This is a genomic window from Hymenobacter miniatus (genome assembly GCF_016427455.1).
GTDB classification, from domain to species: Bacteria; Bacteroidota; Bacteroidia; order Cytophagales; family Hymenobacteraceae; genus Hymenobacter; species Hymenobacter armeniacus.
Window position 1 is genome coordinate 249,462 of the sequence record NZ_JAELXR010000002.1, and the last position, 18,137, is coordinate 267,598.

Here is an 18,137-nt window from a genome sequence, read left to right on the forward strand (position 1 = left end):
TTGGGTTCTTAACCGGAAAGCCCTTCATGCTTCGGCTGCGCTCGACGTGACGGGCTTTTTATGACTCCCGTAATCTACCCGTAACCTACCTTTGGTATCCCATTCCCGCGCACCCTTCCCACCCGCGCGCTTAGCCTCACTCATGCCCGACCCGCACGCCCACGCCCACCTCTCGAAAACCGAACTGCTGGCCCGCAAAAACGAAGAAGCCCTGCTTGGCGGCGGCCAGGCCCGCCTCGACGCCCAACACAAAAAAGGCAAGCTCAGCGCCCGCGAACGGATTGACTTGCTGCTGGACGAAGGCTCTTTTGAAGAGATTGGCAAGTTTGTGATGCACCGCTCCAAGGATTTTGGGCTCGATAAAGAATATTACCTCGGCGACGGCGTGGTGACCGGCTACGGCACCGTAAACGGCCGCCTGGTGTACGTTTTCTCGCAGGATTTCACGGTGTTTGGCGGCTCGCTGAGCGAAACGCACGCCGAGAAAATCGTCAAAATCATGGACCTGGCCATGAAAAACGGCGCGCCCGTCATCGGCCTCAACGACTCGGGCGGTGCCCGCATTCAGGAAGGCGTGGTAAGCCTCGGCGGCTACGCCGACATCTTTTACAAGAACACCCTCGCCTCGGGCGTGGTGCCGCAGCTCTCGGCCATCATGGGGCCATGCGCGGGCGGCGCCGTGTACTCGCCGGCCATCACCGACTTCATCCTGATGGTGGAAAACACGAGCTACATGTTCGTGACCGGCCCCAACGTGGTGAAGACCGTGACCCACGAAAACGTGACCAGCGAAGAGCTGGGCGGCGCCAGCACCCACTCGGCCAAGAGCGGCGTCACGCACTTCAGCTGCGCCAATGAGGTGGTGTGCATCAACCACCTCAAGCAGTTGCTAAGCTACATGCCGCAGAACTGCGAGGAAACCGCCCCCGCCCAGCCTTACGAAGCCGCCGGCGACGAAAGCCGCCCCGTGCTCGACGGCATTGTGCCCGAAAACGCCAACCAGCCCTACGACATCCGCGAGGTGATTGAGGGCATCATCGACGAAGGCTCTTTTCTCGAAGTGCACCAGAACTTCGCCGAGAACATCGTGGTGGGCTTTGCTCGCCTAGCAGGCCGTAGCATCGGCATTGTGGGCAATCAGCCGGCCGTGCTGGCCGGCGTGCTCGACATCAACGCCAGCACCAAGGCCGCCCGCTTCGTGCGCTTCTGCGACTCGTTCAACATCCCGCTGCTGGTGCTGGAAGACGTGCCCGGCTTCCTGCCCGGCACCGACCAGGAGTGGCGCGGCATCATCACCAACGGCGCCAAGCTGCTCTACGCTTTCTGCGAGGCCACCGTGCCGCGCATCACCGTCATCACCCGCAAGGCCTACGGCGGGGCGTATGACGTGATGAACTCCAAGCACATCGGAGCCGACATGAACTACGCCTGGCCCACCGCCGAAATTGCGGTGATGGGCGCCAAGGGCGCGGCCGAAATCATTTTCAAACGCGAAATAGCCGCTGCCGAAGACCCCGAAGCCAAGCTGCAGGAAAAGGTGGACGAGTACCAGGAAAAATTTGCCACGCCCTACCGCGCCGCCCACCGCGGCTTCGTAGATGAAGTCATCTTGCCATCACAAACGCGTCAGAAATTGATTCGCGCCTTCAAGATGTTGGAAAACAAAGTGGACACCATGCCGCGCAAGAAACACGGCAACATTCCGCTGTAACCCGTTTGTCATGCTGACGAAGGAAGCAGCTTATCACGGCCCCTTCGTTACCTCTTCTACCTAGCAGCGCCGACGTGATAAGATTCTTCGCTGCGCTCAGAATGACAGTTGCCATGCGTCCCGAATCCTTCGAGTTCCTCGAAAAATATCTCAACAACCCCTCCCCCACCGGCTTCGAGAAAGAAGGCCAGAAATTGTGGCTGGAATACATCAAGCCGTTTATCGACGAATATTTTGTCGACACCTACGGTACCGTGGTAGGCGTGATTAATCCCGAAGCGAAATACAAAGTCGTCATCGAAGCACACGCCGATGAAATTTCGTATTTCGTCAATTACATCACCAAAGAAGGCTACCTCTACCTGCGCCGCAACGGCGGCTCCGACCCCTTGGTGGCTCCCAGCAAACGCGTCAATATTTTCGGTGAAAAAGGCATTGTGAAGGGCATTTTCGGCTGGCCGGCCATTCACGTGCGCAAGGTGGAGCAGGACAAGGCCCCCACCATCGAAACCGTGTTTCTGGACTGCGGCGCGAGCAGCGCCGACGAAGTGGCCGAAATGGGCATTCACGTGGGCTCGGTGGTGACGTTTGAGGACGAATTCACGGTGCTCAACGACAAGTTTTACGTGGGCCGCGCGCTCGACAACCGCGTGGGCGGCTTCATGATTGCCGAGGTGGCACGCATGCTGAAGGAGAACGACAAAAAGCTGCCTTTTGGCCTCTACATCGTAAATGCGGTGCAGGAGGAAATTGGCCTGCGCGGCGCCGAAATGGTAGCCCACCGCATCAACCCCGACGTGGCCATCATCACCGACGTGACGCACGACAGCCAGTCGCCGATGTATGAGAAAAAGACGGCCGGTGATATTTCCTGCGGCAAAGGCCCCGTAATTACCTACGGTCCGGCCGTGCAAAACAACCTGCGCGACCTCATCATCGAAACGGCCAAGCAAGCCGAAATTCCCTTCCAGCGCGCTGCCGCCACCCGCGCCACCGGCACCGACACCGATGCCTTTGCCTATTCCGGTTCCGGCGTAGCCTCAGCCCTGATTTCGCTGCCGCTAAAATACATGCACACCACCGTGGAAACCGTGCACAAGGACGACGTGGAGAGCGTAACACGCCTGATTTACGAGACGCTGCTGCGCATCGAGGACGGGCACGATTTCCGGTATTTTAACTAAACAGGACGCTAGCTAAATCTGTCATCCTGAACGCAGCGAAGGACCTTCTTACGTCGCAGCAATTTGCTCAAGCGTAATAAGGTCCTTCGTTGCGCTCAGGATGACAGATTTTTTATATGGAACTACCCAACATCCCTTCTCTTCCGCTCAACGTCACCGACCAGATGGGCCGGCGCGTGGCGGTGCCGTTTCCGCCGCGCCGCATCGTGTCGCTGGTGCCGTCGCAAACGGAACTGCTGTTTGATTTGGGCGTGGGCGACAAGGTGGTAGGCGTCACCAAATTCTGCATTCACCCGGCCGAGGCGCGCACGCAGGCAACGGTAATTGGCGGCACCAAGAATGTTGATTTTGAGAAAATAGCTGCTCTTAAGCCCGATTTAATTATTGGCAATAAGGAAGAGAATTATCAGACCGGCATCGAGCAATTAGCTGCTAATTATCCGGTGTGGCTGAGCGACATCAGCAACCTGCCGGAAGCATTGGACATGATTTGCCGCGTTGGCTTCATTGCGGGCGCCAAGAAAAAAGCCGATGCGTTGGCAGCGGAGATAGAAGCCTCTTTTGCAGCCCTGGAAACGGCCGCTACTGCTGCTACAAACCAGCCCGTTTCCGTCGCCTATTTCATTTGGCGCAAGCCGTATATGGTGGCCGCAACCGGCACGTTCATCGATGACCTGCTGCGCCGGGCCGGCTTTACCAACGCGTTTGCGGCCCAAAGCCGCTACCCGGAAGTAAGCGCCGACCAATTAGCCGAAGCTGCTCCGCAGCGGATTTTCCTTTCCTCTGAACCTTATCCATTTGGAGAGAAGCATCTCGCCGAATTTCAGGCAATTTGCCCAGCTGCAAAAATTGCTATTATCGACGGCGAATTATTCAGTTGGTACGGCAGCCGACTGCGAAAATCGGCGGCGTATTTCAGTCAGCTTCGCTAATTGCAAAGCCGCTTTTCGCCAGTTCTTTCCAGAATTGCGGGTACGATTTTTTAACTACCGTTGGCGCCTCGATGGTGAGCGGGCCCTGCAGAGCCAGCGGTGCAAAGGCCATGGCCATGCGGTGGTCGTGGTAAGTGGCTACGGACTGGCCGTTGACCGCAAACCCGTTGGACTCGGTCCGGAACCGGCCTTCGCCCAGGTCGCGCAAGTCGCCGCCGAATTTGGCCAGCTCGGCTTGCAGGGCCGCGATGCGGTCGGTTTCCTTGATGCGCAGGCTTTCCAGGCCGGTCATCTCAACCGGCTGGTTGAGGGCGGCGGCCACCACGGCAACGGTCTGGGCCAGGTCGGGGCAGTCGGTAAAATCCAGCGTCAGCGGCTCCGTGCTGGCCGCGGCGGGCTGCTGCTGCAAGTGTACCGCATCGGCCAGAAAAGTGGTTTTCACGCCGAAATGCGTCATCATTTCCGCAATGGCCTGGTCGCCCTGCAAAGATTCCCGGCGCAGCCACGGCAGGGTGATTTCGGAGCCAGCCGGAGCCAGCGCCACCATGGCGTACCAATAGCTGGCGGCTGACCAATCCGATTCCACGGTGTAATCGGTGGCCTGGTAGGGCTGGGGCAGCACGGTTAAGGCATTGCCCTCGGCCGAATAGCGGGCGCCAAACCGCTGCATGAGCGCGGCCGTCATGTCGATGTAGGGCCTGGAGCCGACGTGGCCCGTCAGCTCCAGGCGCAGGCCGCCGGGCAGGTAGGGCCCCACCATCAGCAGCGCGGAAATGTACTGGCTGCTGATGTCGCCGCGTACGGCCAGCCGGGTGGGTGCGCCATCGGATTTCGCACTGAAGCCTTCGATTTGCAGCGGCGGGTAGCCTTCCTGGTTTTCATATGAAATGCTGGCGCCGGCCTGGCGCAGGGCGTCCACCAGCACGCCAATAGGGCGCTCCTGCATGCGTGCCGTGCCCGTGAGGCGGCCGCGCCAGTTGGTCACGCTCAGATAGGCCGTGAGGAAGCGCATGACGGTGCCAGCGTCTTCGGCGCTGAGCTCGGAACTGCCCGGCGCGGCGGCCAGCAGGCGCTGCATGAGTTGCGTGTCGTGGGCGTCAGAAAGGTTGCCGATGGTGCCCCCGCCCGCCAACGCTTGCAGGATGAGGGCGCGGTTGGCTTCGCTCTTGGAAGCCGGAAGGTGGGCGGTGCCGCGCAGCGGGCCGCCGGGCCAGGATAAGTGCATGGGCAAATGGCGCATGCTACGGCTTGCGCTCTTTATAAATTCAACGATGGGAGGGACGCAAGCGAAAGCGTGCGCGGCGGCGCTACGACTGCAACCGGTGATAGTACCGCAGCGACTCGGCAATTTCATTCACCGTCACGGGCTGGTCGAATACGCCGTGCCCGATGCCGTTGAGCATGGTGCAATTGATGGTGGCGCCCGTGTTTTTCTTGTCCTGCAGGGCAAATTCGGCAATGGCCGCCGTTTCCATCAGCACAAAGGAAAGCTTGTCGAACACCGAGAACACAAAGGTTTCGATTTTGTCGAGCTCCTCGGCGCTCAGCAGGCCGCGCTGCACCGAGAGCCAGCTTTCGCAGACGATGCCCGCCGCCACGGCCTCGCCGTGCAGGGCTTCGCGGCCGGGCTGTAGCAGCAGGTAGCTTTCGATGGCGTGGCCCACGGTGTGGCCGAAGTTGAGCAGCTTGCGCGGGCCGCTTTCGAGCGGGTCCTGGGCCACGATGCGCTGTTTGAGCGCCACCGACTCTTGGATGATGCCGGTCCAATCGTCGGTGAGCCAGCCCAGGCGGCGATTGAGGTCGAAAGCGTTGGCGTCGGCAATGAGCCAGTGCTTGATGACTTCGGCGTAGCCGGATTTGAGCTGGCGCGGGTCGAGGGTGTGCAGAAACCGCGGCTCGATAAACACGGCGGCTGGCGCCTGGAACACGCCCAGCTGGTTTTTGTAGCCCTGAAAGTCGACGCCGGTTTTGCCGCCCACGCTGGCGTCTACCTGCGCGAGCAGCGTGGTGGGCAACTGCACAAAGCGGATGCCGCGCTTGTAGAGCGCCGCCGCGAAGCCCCCCAAATCCGTGACCACGCCGCCGCCCAGGTTCACCAGCACGGCGTGGCGGTCGGCGCGCTGCTCGGTGAGCTGGCTCCACACCGTTTCGCAGCTGCTCAAGGTTTTGTATTCTTCGCCAGCCGGGATTTCGATGAGGCAATAGTTGGCCGGCAGGTGCGGCTCGAGCAGCGGCAGGCACTGCCGCGCCGTGTTGCCGTCGACCAGCACAAACACCCGGCTTACGGCCGGCCGGTACAGAAATTCGGCCAAAGCCGGCAGGGCCTCGGGCCCAATGATGACGGAACTATCCATGGGGCAAAAGTCAGGATAAATTTTTCAGGGAATTCGCTGAGGCGAGAGCAACCATTCGGCGGTGGGGCCGGTCAGAGGGACAACGGCAGGCCCGGGCCCTCTTCTCGACGGGCCTACTGCTCGCGGCATTTCTCACTTTCTTTCTGCTTTCTGCTATGAAACGACTCGCTCACGCCTGCCTCCCGGCGCTGCTGCTGGCGGCCGGTGTGCTCGCCGGGTGCTCCAAAGGCGCGGTATCGCCCGAAGACGCCCAGGCCAACTTGCTGGTGGGCCACTGGGAACTCACCCAAACCGACGGCGGCCTCTCGGGCAAAGTCACGCCCGCCAACCCGGCCCGACGGGAAGAAATCATCTTCACCACCGATAAGCAGGCCACTTTCCTGCTCAACGGCGCCGTGACCGCCGCCACCCCTTATTCGCTGTTTCAGGCCAACTCCTACGTCAACCGCCGGCCCCAGACCTTCCTGCGCTACGGCGCCCGCACCGGCAGCGAAAAAGAGTTCATCGAACGCGTGTCGGCCACCGAGCTGGTCATCGTGGAAGATTACGCCGACGGCCTCGGCTATTACTACAAACGCCGCCTCTAGTGCGAGGGGCGCCAGTTGCTTTCGTCATGAAATTCTCCTTTTGCCTTCGCCTGCTTTGGGCAGCGCTGGCGGGCTTCGGCCTGCTGAGCTGCGACACCTCCGACGACGCTGCGCCCGAAGCCGTGGGCACCGGCCTGCCCGGCACCTGGCAGCTCGTCAAGCTGGAGTGCGAATGCCTGCCCGGCGTGCCCCCCGAAACCGCCGAGTTCACCGACAGCACTTTTGCGGTGTACAGCAACGGCCAGCTCACGGCGCGGGGCTCCTACACCGCCGTGCCCGGCATCATCACCTGCGGCACCACCAACAATTCAACGCCCGGCCTGCGCTTCACCGAGAAGCTGACCACGCCTTTTTTCCGGCACGACGCCCAGGTGACGGTGCAGGGCAATACGCTGGTGCTCGATTACGGCCTGCCCTGCGATTATCCCCGCAAAACCTACCGGCGCCTCCGCTAGCCGCTACAGGCCCGGCCCGTGGTGCTGCACGCCGTCTACCTGCGGGCGGCCGTTGAGCACCTCGGTTTGCTTGCGAATGCTCTCAATGTGAATGAGTTTGTAGAGCTCGGCCACAAACTTCTCGTTCACGTTGAGCTTGCGGGCCCACTCCTGCCGGGTGCTGAAAATTTCCTGCCAGCGGTCGATTTGCAGGATTTTCACGTCGTTTTCCTTTTTGTACTCGGCCAGCTCCTCCACCAGGGCCATGCGGCGGGCCAGAGCTTCCACAATCTCGCGGTCGGCCACGTCCATCTTGTGGCGCAGGTCTTCGGCCTTGTTGAGGTATTCGGCGTTGTTGGAGGAACGGTAGCGGTATTTCAGCTCGCTCAGGATTTCGCCCAGGCGCGCGGGCGTCACCTGCTGCTCGGCGTCGCTGAGGGCGTGGTCGGGGTCGGGGTGGGTTTCGATGATGAGGCCGTCGTAATCGAGGTCGAGGGCCTTCTGGGCGATGGGCAGCAGCAAATCGCGCCGCCCGCCGATGTGGCTGGGGTCGCAGATGAGGGGAATGTGCGGGAAGCGCGTTTTCAACTCAATGGGCAGCACCCAGGTGGGCGCGTTGCGGTAGCGGCTGGGCGCAAACGTGCTGAACCCCCGGTGAATGGCCGCCAAATCGGTGATGCCGGCCCGCTCCATGCGCTCTAGGGCGCCGGCCCAGAGGGCCACGTCGGGGTTCACGGGGTTTTTCACCATCACGGGCACGCCGGTGCCGGCCAGGGCATCGGCCAGCTCCTGCACCGCAAAGGGGTTCACGGTGGTGCGCGCGCCCACCCAGAGCACGTCGATGCCGTGGGCCAGGGCTTCTTCCACGTGGCGGGGCGTGGCCACCTCGATGGCGGTGGGAATGCCGGTTTCGGCCTTCACGCGCTGCAGCCAAGGCAGCGCCACTGCGCCCATGCCCTCGAAGGAGCCCGGCCGGGTGCGCGGCTTCCAGATGCCGGCCCGAAACAGGTCGATGTTGCCGAGTGCCTTGAGGCCGTGAGCGGTGGCCAACACCTGCTCTTCGGTTTCGGCCGAGCACGGACCGGCAATGAGAATGGGATGGCCCTTGTGAGCCAACAGTCGGGTGAAGAACGTATTAGAGTCGGAGGGCATCAGAACAGGGCCAGATGAAGGAAATTTGTGGCCAGACGCCGCAAATTCCAACAAACGTAACTCGTTTCCCCCGAACGTTGTTTACCGGCTACCTTCGTCCACTGGCGCCCTGCTGCCCCAATTCCCACCGCTTTATTTTCTTATCCATGTCGCCCGACGCTCCTACTCAAGCCCCGCCGATTTCCTTCGATGACACCCGCGTGGCGTTTGCTTCCAAGTCCGACGCCCAGCTGCGTAAAGTCTACGCCCTGTTTGCGGCCATGAACAACGGCAGTCTGGTGAAAACCGGCAGCGGCCTCATGAAAACGGCCTTGAAGTGGGGCCTGCCCGGCACGAAATTCCTCATCAAGCACAGCATTTTTGAGCAGTTCTGCGGCGGCGAAACCATTGCCGAGTGCCGCCCCGTGACGGCCGAGCTGGGCAAATACAACATCGGCACCATCCTCGACTACTCGGTGGAAGGCGAAGGCAGCGACGCCAGCTACGACCACACCCGCGACGAAATCCTGGCCACCATCGACGAGGCCCACCGCTCCAAGCACATCCCCTTTTCGGTGTTCAAAGTAACCGGCGTGGCCAACGTGGCCATTCTGGAGAAAATCCAGGCCGGCAAGCTGCTCACGGCCGCGGAAGAAGCCGCCCACGCCCGCGCCGTGGCCCGCGTAGATGCCCTGTGCGCCCGCGCCCACCAGCACGGCGTGCGCATCTTCGTTGACGCCGAGGAGAGCTGGTTCCAGCACACCATCGACCTGCTGGCCTACGACATGATGGCCAAGTACAACCGTGAAACGGCCATCGTCTGGAACACCTACCAGCTCTACCGCCACGACCGCCTCGACGCCCTCAAAGCCGCCCACGACGCCGCGGCCGAAGCCGGCTACTACATCGGCGCCAAGCTGGTGCGCGGCGCGTACATGGAAAAAGAAGCCCGCGTGGCCAAGCAGCGCGGCTACCAAAATCCCATCAATCCCACCAAAAACGCCACCGACGCGCTCTACGATGAGTCGTTGCGCTATTGCATCGAGCACATTGACCGCATCAGCATTTGCGCCGGCACGCACAACGAGGCCAGCTCCCTGTTGCTTACCCAGCTCATGCAGCAGGCGGGCTTGGCGCCCAACGACCCGCGCGTCTGGTTTGCCCAGCTCTACGGCATGAGCGACAACCTCACCTACAACCTGGCCAACGCCGGCTACAACACCGCCAAATACCTGCCCTACGGCCCGGTAGCCGCCGTGATGCCCTACCTGCTGCGGCGGGCCGATGAGAACACCGCCATTGCGGGCCAGAGCAGCCGCGAGTTTCTGCTCATTCAGAAAGAAATTCGGCGGCGGCGCGGACAATAAATTCGGCGGCAAAAAGTCGGCATTCGCCGGCCAGATGGGCTCTTGACGGAGCCGTTGGGCGATTGCGCAGCATTTTCGGAACGATTGTGGTATGGGCCGACCCCGCGGGGCCAAAAATTAGCACCTGCAAGCACTTCTATATGTAGTGCCGGGCAGCTAAAATTCGCTAATTTTCAGCCCCCAAAACGGTTTTTTGTTCATTCAAAGCCCTATCATGATTGGTCGCATTCGCACGTATTTGATTCGCTATTCCCGGCTGCAAACCGGTACCGTAAGCTACCTCACGTTGGTGCAGGAAGCTGAATTGGGGTTAAATCTTGATATTTCTCACGAAAAATCTCGGCTCAATGAAATGCTGGCCGAAATCTCGGCCACGGAGCACGAAGAAGGCCGCCCGCCGCTAAGCTGTCTGGTGAAGGTGCAAGGCTCTAAGGGCCAAGGCGACAACTTCTACAAGCTCTGCGAGAAGATGGGCATGGGCGAGTGGCGCAGCCTGAAACAAGACGAGGATTTTCTGAAAAATCTCATCAGAGAATGCCGGGATTTTTGGCGCAACGAAGCCAACTTTCAACAGTTTGCCCGGACCTCGGCTGACGACTAAAAAACCACGGTTGCTGGACTAAGAAGAGAAAAGTTGGAAAACTAGCGGGATGTAACCTCTACCACGGTGGTCCCGTTAAGAGCCTCAACTAGCCGGGTAGGCTGGTTTTCTTTTCCACATTTTCAATTCCTTCCTAGCATGAACACCAACGATTCGAATAACCCGCAGAATACCGGCACTGGCGCAGGCTCTAACTACGGCACCCAAAACACGGGCACCGGCATGGGCAACAGCACTGGCCTGAGCAATGAAGGCACCAGCTACAACGCCGGCACCGGCGTAACGTCCGGTACGGGCACGTCGAGCACTTCGGGCGCCTCGCTGGGCAACGTAAATAACGCCACCGACGGCGACGACTTCAGCGCCACCCAAAAAGGTGCCGCCGCCGCTGGCACCGCCGGTGCCGTAGTAGGCCGCGCCATCGATGGCGTGCAGAACACCGCCGACCATGCCGCTCACGCCGTGACCGGCCAGCCCTACGATTCGAGCCCCAGCACGAACCTGACCGGCATGTTCCGTGACCGTAGCAGCGCCGAGAAGGCCTATCAGTCGCTCTCGTCGCGCGGCTACGGCAAAGACGACGTGAACTTGCTGATGTCGGACGAAACCCGCAAAACCCACTTCGGTGATGACACCGCCCACACCGACCTCGGCGACAAAGCCATGGAAGGCGCTGGCGTGGGTTCGGCCATCGGCGGCACGGCCGGTGCCATCATCGGCGCCATTGCGGCCATCGGTACTTCGGTGGCCCTGCCCGGTCTGGGCCTCATCATTGCCGGCCCGCTGGCCGCTGCGCTGGCCGGTGCCGGTGCCGGTGGCCTCACGGGTGGCCTGGTAGGCGCCCTGGTGGGCTCGGGCATCCCCGAAGAGCACGCGGCTGAATACGAGCAAGGCGTGAAGAACGGCGGCATCGTGATGGGCGTGAAGCCCCGCAACGAAGAGGACGCCCGTTACTTCGAAGAGGAGTTCCGTCGCCACAACGGCGACAAGATTTACAAGTACTAAGTACGTCGCAGGTTCCGGCCTGCTCGTCCTGAAAAAAGCCTTTCCCGTCTGGGAAAGGCTTTTTTGTTGCAACCTTCGGCCGACAGGCCTAGTTCTTATACTGTGCGCAGTCAGCCTTACCGCGGGCGGGCACTTATTTCACCCGCCAGGGCGTTTTCAACGTACACTTTACGGCCCCCACGCGCCTAGTGCCGGCCGTATATTTGAATTTCAACTCCGTTTTATTTTCCGCAAATGTCTTCCCCCCGCTTGAAAGTCGGGCTGTACGCCTTTTTGGTCGCGGCCGTGTTTGTTCTGGCATCTTACCGGTTGTTCCGCCGGGCCGACTCGGCAGTGCCGAGCAAGGACCAAGTGCTTATTGGCCTCATGCTGAGCGGGCTGAATTCGCAGCATTACCAGCCTGAGAAAATTGACGACGCGTTTTCCAAGCGCGTGTTCGACCTGTACCTGAAGCACCTCGACAACCGCAAGCAGTTTTTGCTGGCGAGTGATGTGGACCAGCTGCGTCGCTACCAGACCCAGATTGACGACGAGGTGAAGCGCGGCACACACGAGTTTCTGGACCTGAGCACCAAGCTCATGACCGACCGCACCAAGGAGATGCAGGCCTTGTACCGCGAACTGCTGGCCAAGCCTTTCGATTTCACGGTAGACGAAACCCTGCAAACCGATTTTGACAAGGCGGCTTTCCCCGCCGACAAAGCCGCCCAGCGCGAGCTGTGGCGCAAGCTGCTGAAGTACGAAACCCTGAGCCGCGTTTCGGAAATGATGGACGCCCAGGAGAAGGCCAAAGACGCCAAGCCCACCGGGGCCACTGCCGCCCCCAGCGCCGCCAACGCAGAAGCGCCCACCGCCGCCGAGCCCGTGCGTACCCCCGCTCAAATGGAGGCCGAAGCTCGCAAGCGCGTGCTGAAGTCCTACGACGAGCAGTTTGAGGACATGGCCGACATCGACGCCAACGAGCGGATAGCGGAATACGCCAACACCATCGCCAACACTTACGACCCGCACACCGAGTACTTTGCCCCCAAAGCCAAGGAAGATTTCGACTACGAAATGACCGGCCGCTTCGAGGGCATCGGGGCCACGCTGCGCGAAAAAGACGGTTTGATTTACGTGGATGAAATTATTCCCGGCTCGGCCTCGGCCCGGCAGGGCGACCTGAAGAAGGGCGACGCCCTGCTGCGCGTGGCCCAGGGGGCCGCCGAGCCGGTGAGCATTGAAGGCTGGCGCACGGCGAAAGCAGTGACGTTGATTCGGGGCAAAAAAGGCTCGGAAGTGCGCCTCACGGTGCGCAAGCCCGATGGCAGCACCAAGATTATTCCCATCGTCCGCGATGTGGTGGTGGTTGACGACAAATACGCTCAGTCGTCGGTTATCACCGACAAGGGCCAGAAAATTGGCTACCTCCGCCTGCCCGGCTTCTACGCCGACTTCAACGACAACGGCGGCCGCAGCTCGTCCGACGACGTGAAGAAGGAGCTGGCCAAGCTCAACGCCGAAGGCGTGAAGGGCGTGATTATGGACTTGCGCTTCAACGGCGGCGGCTCTTTGGGCGATGCGGTGTCGATGGCCGGCCTCTTCATGGAAAGCGGCCCCATGGTGCAGGTGCGCGACGGCCAGGGCCGCACCCAGGTGCTGACCGACAACGACCCACGCGTGCAGTACAGCGGCCCGCTCGTGATTCTGGTGAACAAATACAGCGCCTCGGCGTCGGAGATTCTGGCGGCGGCCATTCAGGACTACAAGCGCGGCGTGATTATGGGCTCGACCAGCACCTATGGCAAGGGCACCGTGCAGCGCATCTTCGACCTCGACGAAGCCCTGCCGGCCGAGCTGAACAGCGTGAAGCCCATCGGCTCGCTTAAGCTGACCACCCAGAAGTTTTACCGCGTGAACGGCGGCTCGACCCAGTTCAAAGGCGTGGTGTCGGACATTGTGGTGCCCGACCTCTACTCCTACCTCGACCAAGGCGAAAAAGAATCGGACTACCCGCTGAAGTGGGACGAGATTCAGCCCGCTCGCTACCGCCCCTGGAACGAGGCCCCCAACCTGGAAAAGCTGCGCGCCAACAGCAAAGCCCGCGTGGCCACCAACCCCAGCTTTAAGGTGATGGACGACATGGTGAAGAGCATGCGCAAGCGCAAAGACGAAAGCGTAGTGTCGCTCAAGCTGAGCGCCTTCCGGGCCGAGCAGCAGGAATCGAAGCTGATTTCGGACCGTTACGAGGCTGCCCAGAAAACCACCACGGCCCTCGCCTTCTCGCCCCTGGCCGCCGACATTCGGGCCGTGGGCGGCGATACCGTGAAGGTGAACCGCGCCGCCCGCTTCACCAAAGGCCTGAAGAAGGACATCACCATTGGCGAAGCCGTGGCGGTGATTCAGGATGAGATTAAGCAATAGCCATTGGCAACTGCACGCTAGCCGTTTGCAAATCAGGCACTAGCTTAGTTGTAGCAAAAGCCCCTGCACCTCGTGATGCAGGGGCTTTTTTGGCACCTTTTTGGCATGACAACTAAATTAGCAAACAGACTAGCAAGAGCTTGCTACAAGAAAATTTTACTATTGGATTCAACTCATTGATTTACAATAACAATATTGATTAGTAAATTTGACAAAAAAGTTAGTAATTAGGCAACTAAAAACCCGCCGAAAGCTGTTTACCTGACATGAAGACTACAGAGGAAACCCGCATCATTCCGCTCAACCCGCAGGTCGACGCGCCTGCCGATGAGCTTCAGCAAAAGCTAGCTGATGAAAACTGGCGTAAATCAATCCCAGCGCAGGTTTTCCTCAACTATTTCTTTGCCATCAACTATCACATTCAGGAGAACGACGACGTGCTCGGCGGCCTCCAGAACCTGCCCTTCTTCCGCAGCCACACGGCCGAGCTGAACGACGCCGACGTGGCCGCGCTCACCAAGCTGCTGCACACTAGCTGGAGCACGGAATACGCCCTGCGGGCCACCGCCGAGCTAGGCGACGAGAACTTCCTGCGCAACGCCCTGCACTGGACGTTCCCGCAGGCGTACCACGCCATCTTATCGGGCCTGCAGGCGTTCCTGTACACCACCGGGGTGCGCTCGAATAACGGTCAGCTCATCCGCCGCGAGGTGGGCCGCTTGGTGGTGAAGAATGCGTACCCGCGCCCGGTGTCGTTTTACGCCGCTGGCGCGTACGGCGACTTCAGCATTCACCGCCTGCCGCTGGCTGGCTACAAGGCCGGGCTGCACATTGCCAGCAAGGAGATTGACGCGCAGGCCCAGATTGGCCAGATGCTGCGCACCACGCGCAAAATGAAGGCGCAGTGGACCCGCCAGCAGGTGCAGGCCAACCCCAACACGGCCATCCGCAGCCAGAAGACGGGCCGCCCGCTCGATAAGTGGACGGCGGCGCACTGGCAGCAGATTACTTGGCGCCTGGGCTACACCACCATCTTCGACCTGCTGGGCCGCCTGCGCATTTCGGAGAGCACCCGCGAGATTGAGCGCTACGTGGAGGCCGATATTGATTTCCGCCTGTTCCACAGCTCGCTGCTCAACATCGTGAGCTACCTCAACGGCATCCACGAGACGTACGTGGCGAAGGCTTTGGGCCTGGAGCGCTACCGCGAGCTGGTGGCCGAGCTGCCGGTGCACTTGCAGTCGGGCTTCGTGCAGGAGCGGTTGCGCACCCGCGTCGAGCCGGTGCTGGCCCCCACGCCGCCCACGGCCCCGGCCATTGCCGCCGAAGGCCAGCAGTTCCGCATGGCTGCGTAAAGCTGAACCACGGATTTTTCGGAATCCGCGGATTTTGTGAACGGAAAGCCGCTCCGGTTTCGGAGCGGCTTTTTTCATGCCGTACTTTTGCGGTTCACTTTAAGCACCACGTCCCTACCTGCCTCCGCAGGCAGACTGATTTTCCGGCTTAGCCAACCGTCCACGAAATCCGTGGAATCCGAAAAATCCGCACGAATCCGTGGTTCAGACAATCATATGCAGCACCTCAGCGAACAGGAATTACAGCGCCGCCACAAACTCGAAGAACTGGAAAAGCTGGGCATTGAAGCGTACCCGTCGGAACTGTTCGACGTGACGTTTTACGCCAAGGAGATTCACGACAATTACCACCCCGAGCTCAACAACTTCCAGGAGGTGGCACTGGCGGGCCGGCTGATGTCGCAACGCGTGATGGGCAAGGCTTCGTTTGCGGAGCTGATGGACACGTCGGGCCGCATTCAACTGTATGTGAACCGCGACGAAATCTGCCCCGGCGAGGACAAGGAGCTATACAATACCGTATTTAAGAAGCTGCTCGATTTGGGCGACTTCATTGGCGTGAAAGGCCACGTGTTCAAAACGCAGGTGGGCGAAACGTCTATTCACGTCACGGAGCTGAAGCTGTTGGCCAAGGCGCTGCGCCCACTGCCGGTGGTGAAGGAAAAGGTGGACGAGGCCACCGGCGAAAAAGTAACCTACGACGCCTTCACCGACCCCGAGCAGCGCTACCGCCAGCGCTACGTGGACCTGGTGGTGAACCCGCAGGTGCGCGACACCTTCATCAAGCGCACGCAGCTGGTGCAGTCGATGCGCAATTTCTTGAACGACAAGGGCTACCTGGAGGTGGAAACCCCGATTCTGCAGCCGCTGTATGGCGGCGCGGCGGCGCGGCCCTTCACTACGCACCACAACACGCTGGACATGACGCTGTACCTGCGCATTGCCAACGAGCTGTACCTCAAGCGCCTGATTGTGGGCGGCTTCGATGGCGTGTACGAGTTCAGCAAGGACTTCCGCAACGAAGGCATGTCGCGCTTCCACAACCCGGAGTTCACCCAGATGGAGCTCTACGTGGCCTACAAGGACTACGCCTGGATGATGGACCTGGTGGAGGAAATGGTGGAGCGCGTGGCCATGGCCCTGCACGGCCAGACGGAGGTGAAAGTGGGCGAAAACGTCATCAATTTCCAGCGTCCGTGGCAGCGTTACACCATGTTCGAGGCCATTGAGAAATACACGGGCGTGGCCATTGGCGAGATGGACGAGGCCGCCCTGCGCGAAGCCGCCGCCAAGCTGAACGTGCACCTCGACCCCAGCATGGGCAAGGCCAAAATCATCGACGAGATTTTCGGCGAGCACGTGGAGCCCAAGCTCATTCAGCCCACGTTCATCACCGACTACCCGGTGGAAATGTCGCCGCTGGCCAAGAAGCACCGCGACCGGCCCGGCATGGTGGAGCGGTTCGAGGCCATTTGCAACGGCAAGGAAATCTGCAACGCTTTCTCGGAACTGAATGACCCCATCGACCAGCGCAAGCGCTTCGAAGACCAGCTGGAGCTGGGCAAGCGCGGCGACACCGAGGCCATGGTGCTCGACGAGGACTTTCTGCGCGCCCTGGAGTACGGCATGCCGCCCACGGCCGGCCTGGGCATCGGCATCGACCGCCTGAGCATGATTATGACCAACTCGCACTCCATCCAGGACGTGCTGTTTTTCCCGCAGATGAAGCCGGAGAACGTGCAGAAGGAAAAGCCCGAAGCCGAGGAGAAATAAAGGCTCTGCACGGTTTGTAGCCGTGACGGTTAAAAAATCGAAAAGCCCCACACGAAATGTCGTGCGGGGCTTTTCTTTTTTACAACCTTCTTACCCTTCAAACCGCTGTTTTTGTCAGAAGCTTGCGATGGATACGTCTGATTTTGCTACTGAATTTTTTGACCTAATTCAGCAGAAGCTCCTACGACCGGCAATTTTACTGACAATACGTTTCGGCCTTCTTTCAAGACGGTTGTGAGGGATTTTACGGAGCCGCAGGGACCAGGTTACAAGAATGCCAAAAATGCCAAAATTATGTTTCTCCCCGGCAGGGTGCTACCCGCGCGGCTGGTGGCGGGCGTCGTCGAAACCGTCGTAGTCGGCATCGGCCTGCGAAAAGTCTCCCCCTGCGTCAAGGCCTTGCAGGAGGCGGTCGGCGGCTTGCTTGTCTTCGCTCAGGCTGGCGTCGGCGTTGGTGTGGCCAGGGGCTTGGCCCTGGGCCTTCGCCAAGGTGTCTTTGAAGAACTTGCTCAGGTCGCCGCCCCACTTGGTGGCCGAGCGTTTGAGGTGGGAGCGGGCGTCGTCGCCGGTTTCGGGGGCCAGCAGCAGGCCCGCCACGATGCCGGCCGTGGCGCCGGCCAGCAGCGAGAGAATGACTTTGCCTTTGTCGTCTTTCATGGGAATGCAGATTTGTAGTAAGAAGTAATGAGCAGCAAGTAGCACGAAGGCAGAATTGTCTCACTTCTCAATACCTGCTACTCACTACCACTCAACGGCAAACCCCGCCGACTTGTTGGGGCAGCAAAAAGCCCCGCACCTGACGGCGCGGGGCTTGTGCTTGCCTAACGCGAAGCGTCGGCTTACAGGTCGTTCAGCATTTTGGTGATTTCAGCTTTGCCTTTGCCGAGCTTCTCCTGCAGGCGGCCTACGAGCTGGTCGCCCTGGCCTTCGGCGTAGGTCAGGTCTTCGTCGGTGAGTTGGGCGTATTGGGCCTTCAGCTTGCCTTTGGCCTCGTCCCAGTTGCCTTTGATTTTGAGGCTGCTGCCGGGCAGGGTCACGCCGAGGTCTTCGAGCTTGCCGGCGTATTCTTTGAATTTAGCTTCGAGGTCGGCGCCCAGCTTCGAGGCTTGCTCGCCGAGCTGGCCGCTGTATTTGGAGGCAACGCCTTTCCAGTTTTCGCGCGTAGCCGAGCCTTTGTCGGGGGCCAGCAGCATACCGGCGATGATGCCAGCGCCAGCACCGGCGAGGGCGGCCAAAAGTACTTTACCGGCGTTGTTGTCTTCTTCGTGGTACGACATGGTAATGGGTAATGAAGGGTGAT

General features: G+C 60.4%; 16 protein-coding genes. 11 read left to right on the plus strand and 5 right to left on the minus strand.

Annotated features, from left to right (window positions below):
- Window positions 1-142: 142 nt before the first annotated feature.
- From JAO73_RS04175 to JAO73_RS04185, 3 genes are all read left to right on the plus strand, one after another.
- Window positions 143-1,711: an acyl-CoA carboxylase subunit beta gene (locus JAO73_RS04175; protein WP_190923151.1), complete on the plus strand. Its 1,569-nt coding sequence runs from the start codon at window positions 143-145 to the stop codon at window positions 1,709-1,711.
- Window positions 1,712-1,824: 113 nt separating this feature from the next.
- A complete protein-coding gene (locus tag JAO73_RS04180; protein WP_198975905.1) occupies window positions 1,825-2,895 on the plus strand; it encodes a M42 family metallopeptidase in 1,071 nt (356 codons plus the stop codon).
- Between the two features lie 116 nt (window positions 2,896-3,011).
- Window positions 3,012-3,827, plus strand: a complete 816-nt coding sequence (locus JAO73_RS04185; protein WP_233168683.1) for a helical backbone metal receptor — start codon at window positions 3,012-3,014, stop codon at window positions 3,825-3,827.
- On the opposite strand, the gene JAO73_RS04190 is transcribed toward JAO73_RS04185, so the two are convergent.
- A complete protein-coding gene (locus tag JAO73_RS04190; RefSeq protein ID WP_233168684.1) occupies window positions 3,811-5,052 on the minus strand; it encodes a 3-phosphoshikimate 1-carboxyvinyltransferase in 1,242 nt (413 codons plus the stop codon). The two genes, JAO73_RS04185 and JAO73_RS04190, sit on opposite strands and share 17 nt — an antisense overlap.
- An 82-nt stretch (window positions 5,053-5,134) precedes the next feature.
- Entirely contained in the window at window positions 5,135-6,181 is a 1,047-nt protein-coding gene (gene aroB, locus JAO73_RS04195; RefSeq protein ID WP_198975907.1) for a 3-dehydroquinate synthase, read from the minus strand.
- A gap of 155 nt (window positions 6,182-6,336) precedes the next feature.
- Between aroB and JAO73_RS04200 the strand changes: the two genes are divergently transcribed.
- Window positions 6,337-6,768, plus strand: a complete 432-nt coding sequence (locus JAO73_RS04200) for a hypothetical protein (RefSeq protein WP_198975908.1) — start codon at window positions 6,337-6,339, stop codon at window positions 6,766-6,768.
- Window positions 6,769-6,794: 26 nt separating this feature from the next.
- Window positions 6,795-7,223, plus strand: coding sequence for a hypothetical protein (locus JAO73_RS04205; protein ID WP_198975909.1), 429 nt, complete (start codon window positions 6,795-6,797; stop codon window positions 7,221-7,223).
- A 3-nt stretch (window positions 7,224-7,226) separates the two neighbouring features.
- Here JAO73_RS04205 and JAO73_RS04210 read toward each other — a convergent pair whose 3' ends face one another.
- Window positions 7,227-8,354 carry a chorismate mutase gene (locus JAO73_RS04210; protein ID WP_198975910.1) on the minus strand — a complete coding sequence of 376 codons (1,128 nt, stop codon included), beginning with the start codon at window positions 8,352-8,354 and terminating at the stop codon, window positions 7,227-7,229.
- A 146-nt stretch (window positions 8,355-8,500) separates the two neighbouring features.
- On the opposite strand from JAO73_RS04210, the gene JAO73_RS04215 reads away from it, so the two are divergent.
- From JAO73_RS04215 to lysS, 6 genes are all read left to right on the plus strand, one after another.
- Window positions 8,501-9,700 (plus strand): proline dehydrogenase family protein, encoded by a 1,200-nt coding sequence (locus tag JAO73_RS04215; RefSeq protein ID WP_198975911.1) that lies wholly within the window; start codon window positions 8,501-8,503, stop codon window positions 9,698-9,700.
- A 193-nt stretch (window positions 9,701-9,893) separates the two neighbouring features.
- The gene (locus JAO73_RS04220; protein ID WP_233168685.1) at window positions 9,894-10,301 is read left to right on the plus strand and encodes a hypothetical protein; all 408 of its coding nucleotides are present in this window, start codon (window positions 9,894-9,896) and stop codon (window positions 10,299-10,301) included.
- Window positions 10,302-10,439: 138 nt separating this feature from the next.
- Entirely contained in the window at window positions 10,440-11,306 is an 867-nt protein-coding gene (locus JAO73_RS23475; RefSeq protein WP_410504869.1) for a hypothetical protein, read from the plus strand.
- A 234-nt stretch (window positions 11,307-11,540) separates the two neighbouring features.
- The gene (locus tag JAO73_RS04230; RefSeq protein ID WP_198975912.1) at window positions 11,541-13,709 is read left to right on the plus strand and encodes a carboxy terminal-processing peptidase; all 2,169 of its coding nucleotides are present in this window, start codon (window positions 11,541-11,543) and stop codon (window positions 13,707-13,709) included.
- A gap of 266 nt (window positions 13,710-13,975) precedes the next feature.
- A complete protein-coding gene (locus JAO73_RS04235) occupies window positions 13,976-15,064 on the plus strand; it encodes a hypothetical protein (RefSeq protein ID WP_233168686.1) in 1,089 nt (362 codons plus the stop codon).
- A 216-nt stretch (window positions 15,065-15,280) separates the two neighbouring features.
- Window positions 15,281-16,837: a lysine--tRNA ligase gene (lysS, locus tag JAO73_RS04240; RefSeq protein ID WP_198975913.1), complete on the plus strand. Its 1,557-nt coding sequence runs from the start codon at window positions 15,281-15,283 to the stop codon at window positions 16,835-16,837.
- A gap of 315 nt (window positions 16,838-17,152) precedes the next feature.
- Here the strand turns inward: lysS and JAO73_RS04245 are convergent, their stop codons facing one another.
- Window positions 17,153-17,494, minus strand: a complete 342-nt coding sequence (locus tag JAO73_RS04245; protein WP_198975914.1) for a YtxH domain-containing protein — start codon at window positions 17,492-17,494, stop codon at window positions 17,153-17,155.
- A 182-nt stretch (window positions 17,495-17,676) separates the two neighbouring features.
- Window positions 17,677-18,114, minus strand: coding sequence for a CsbD family protein (locus JAO73_RS23320; RefSeq protein ID WP_198975915.1), 438 nt, complete (start codon window positions 18,112-18,114; stop codon window positions 17,677-17,679).
- Between the last annotated feature and the right edge of the window lie 23 nt (window positions 18,115-18,137).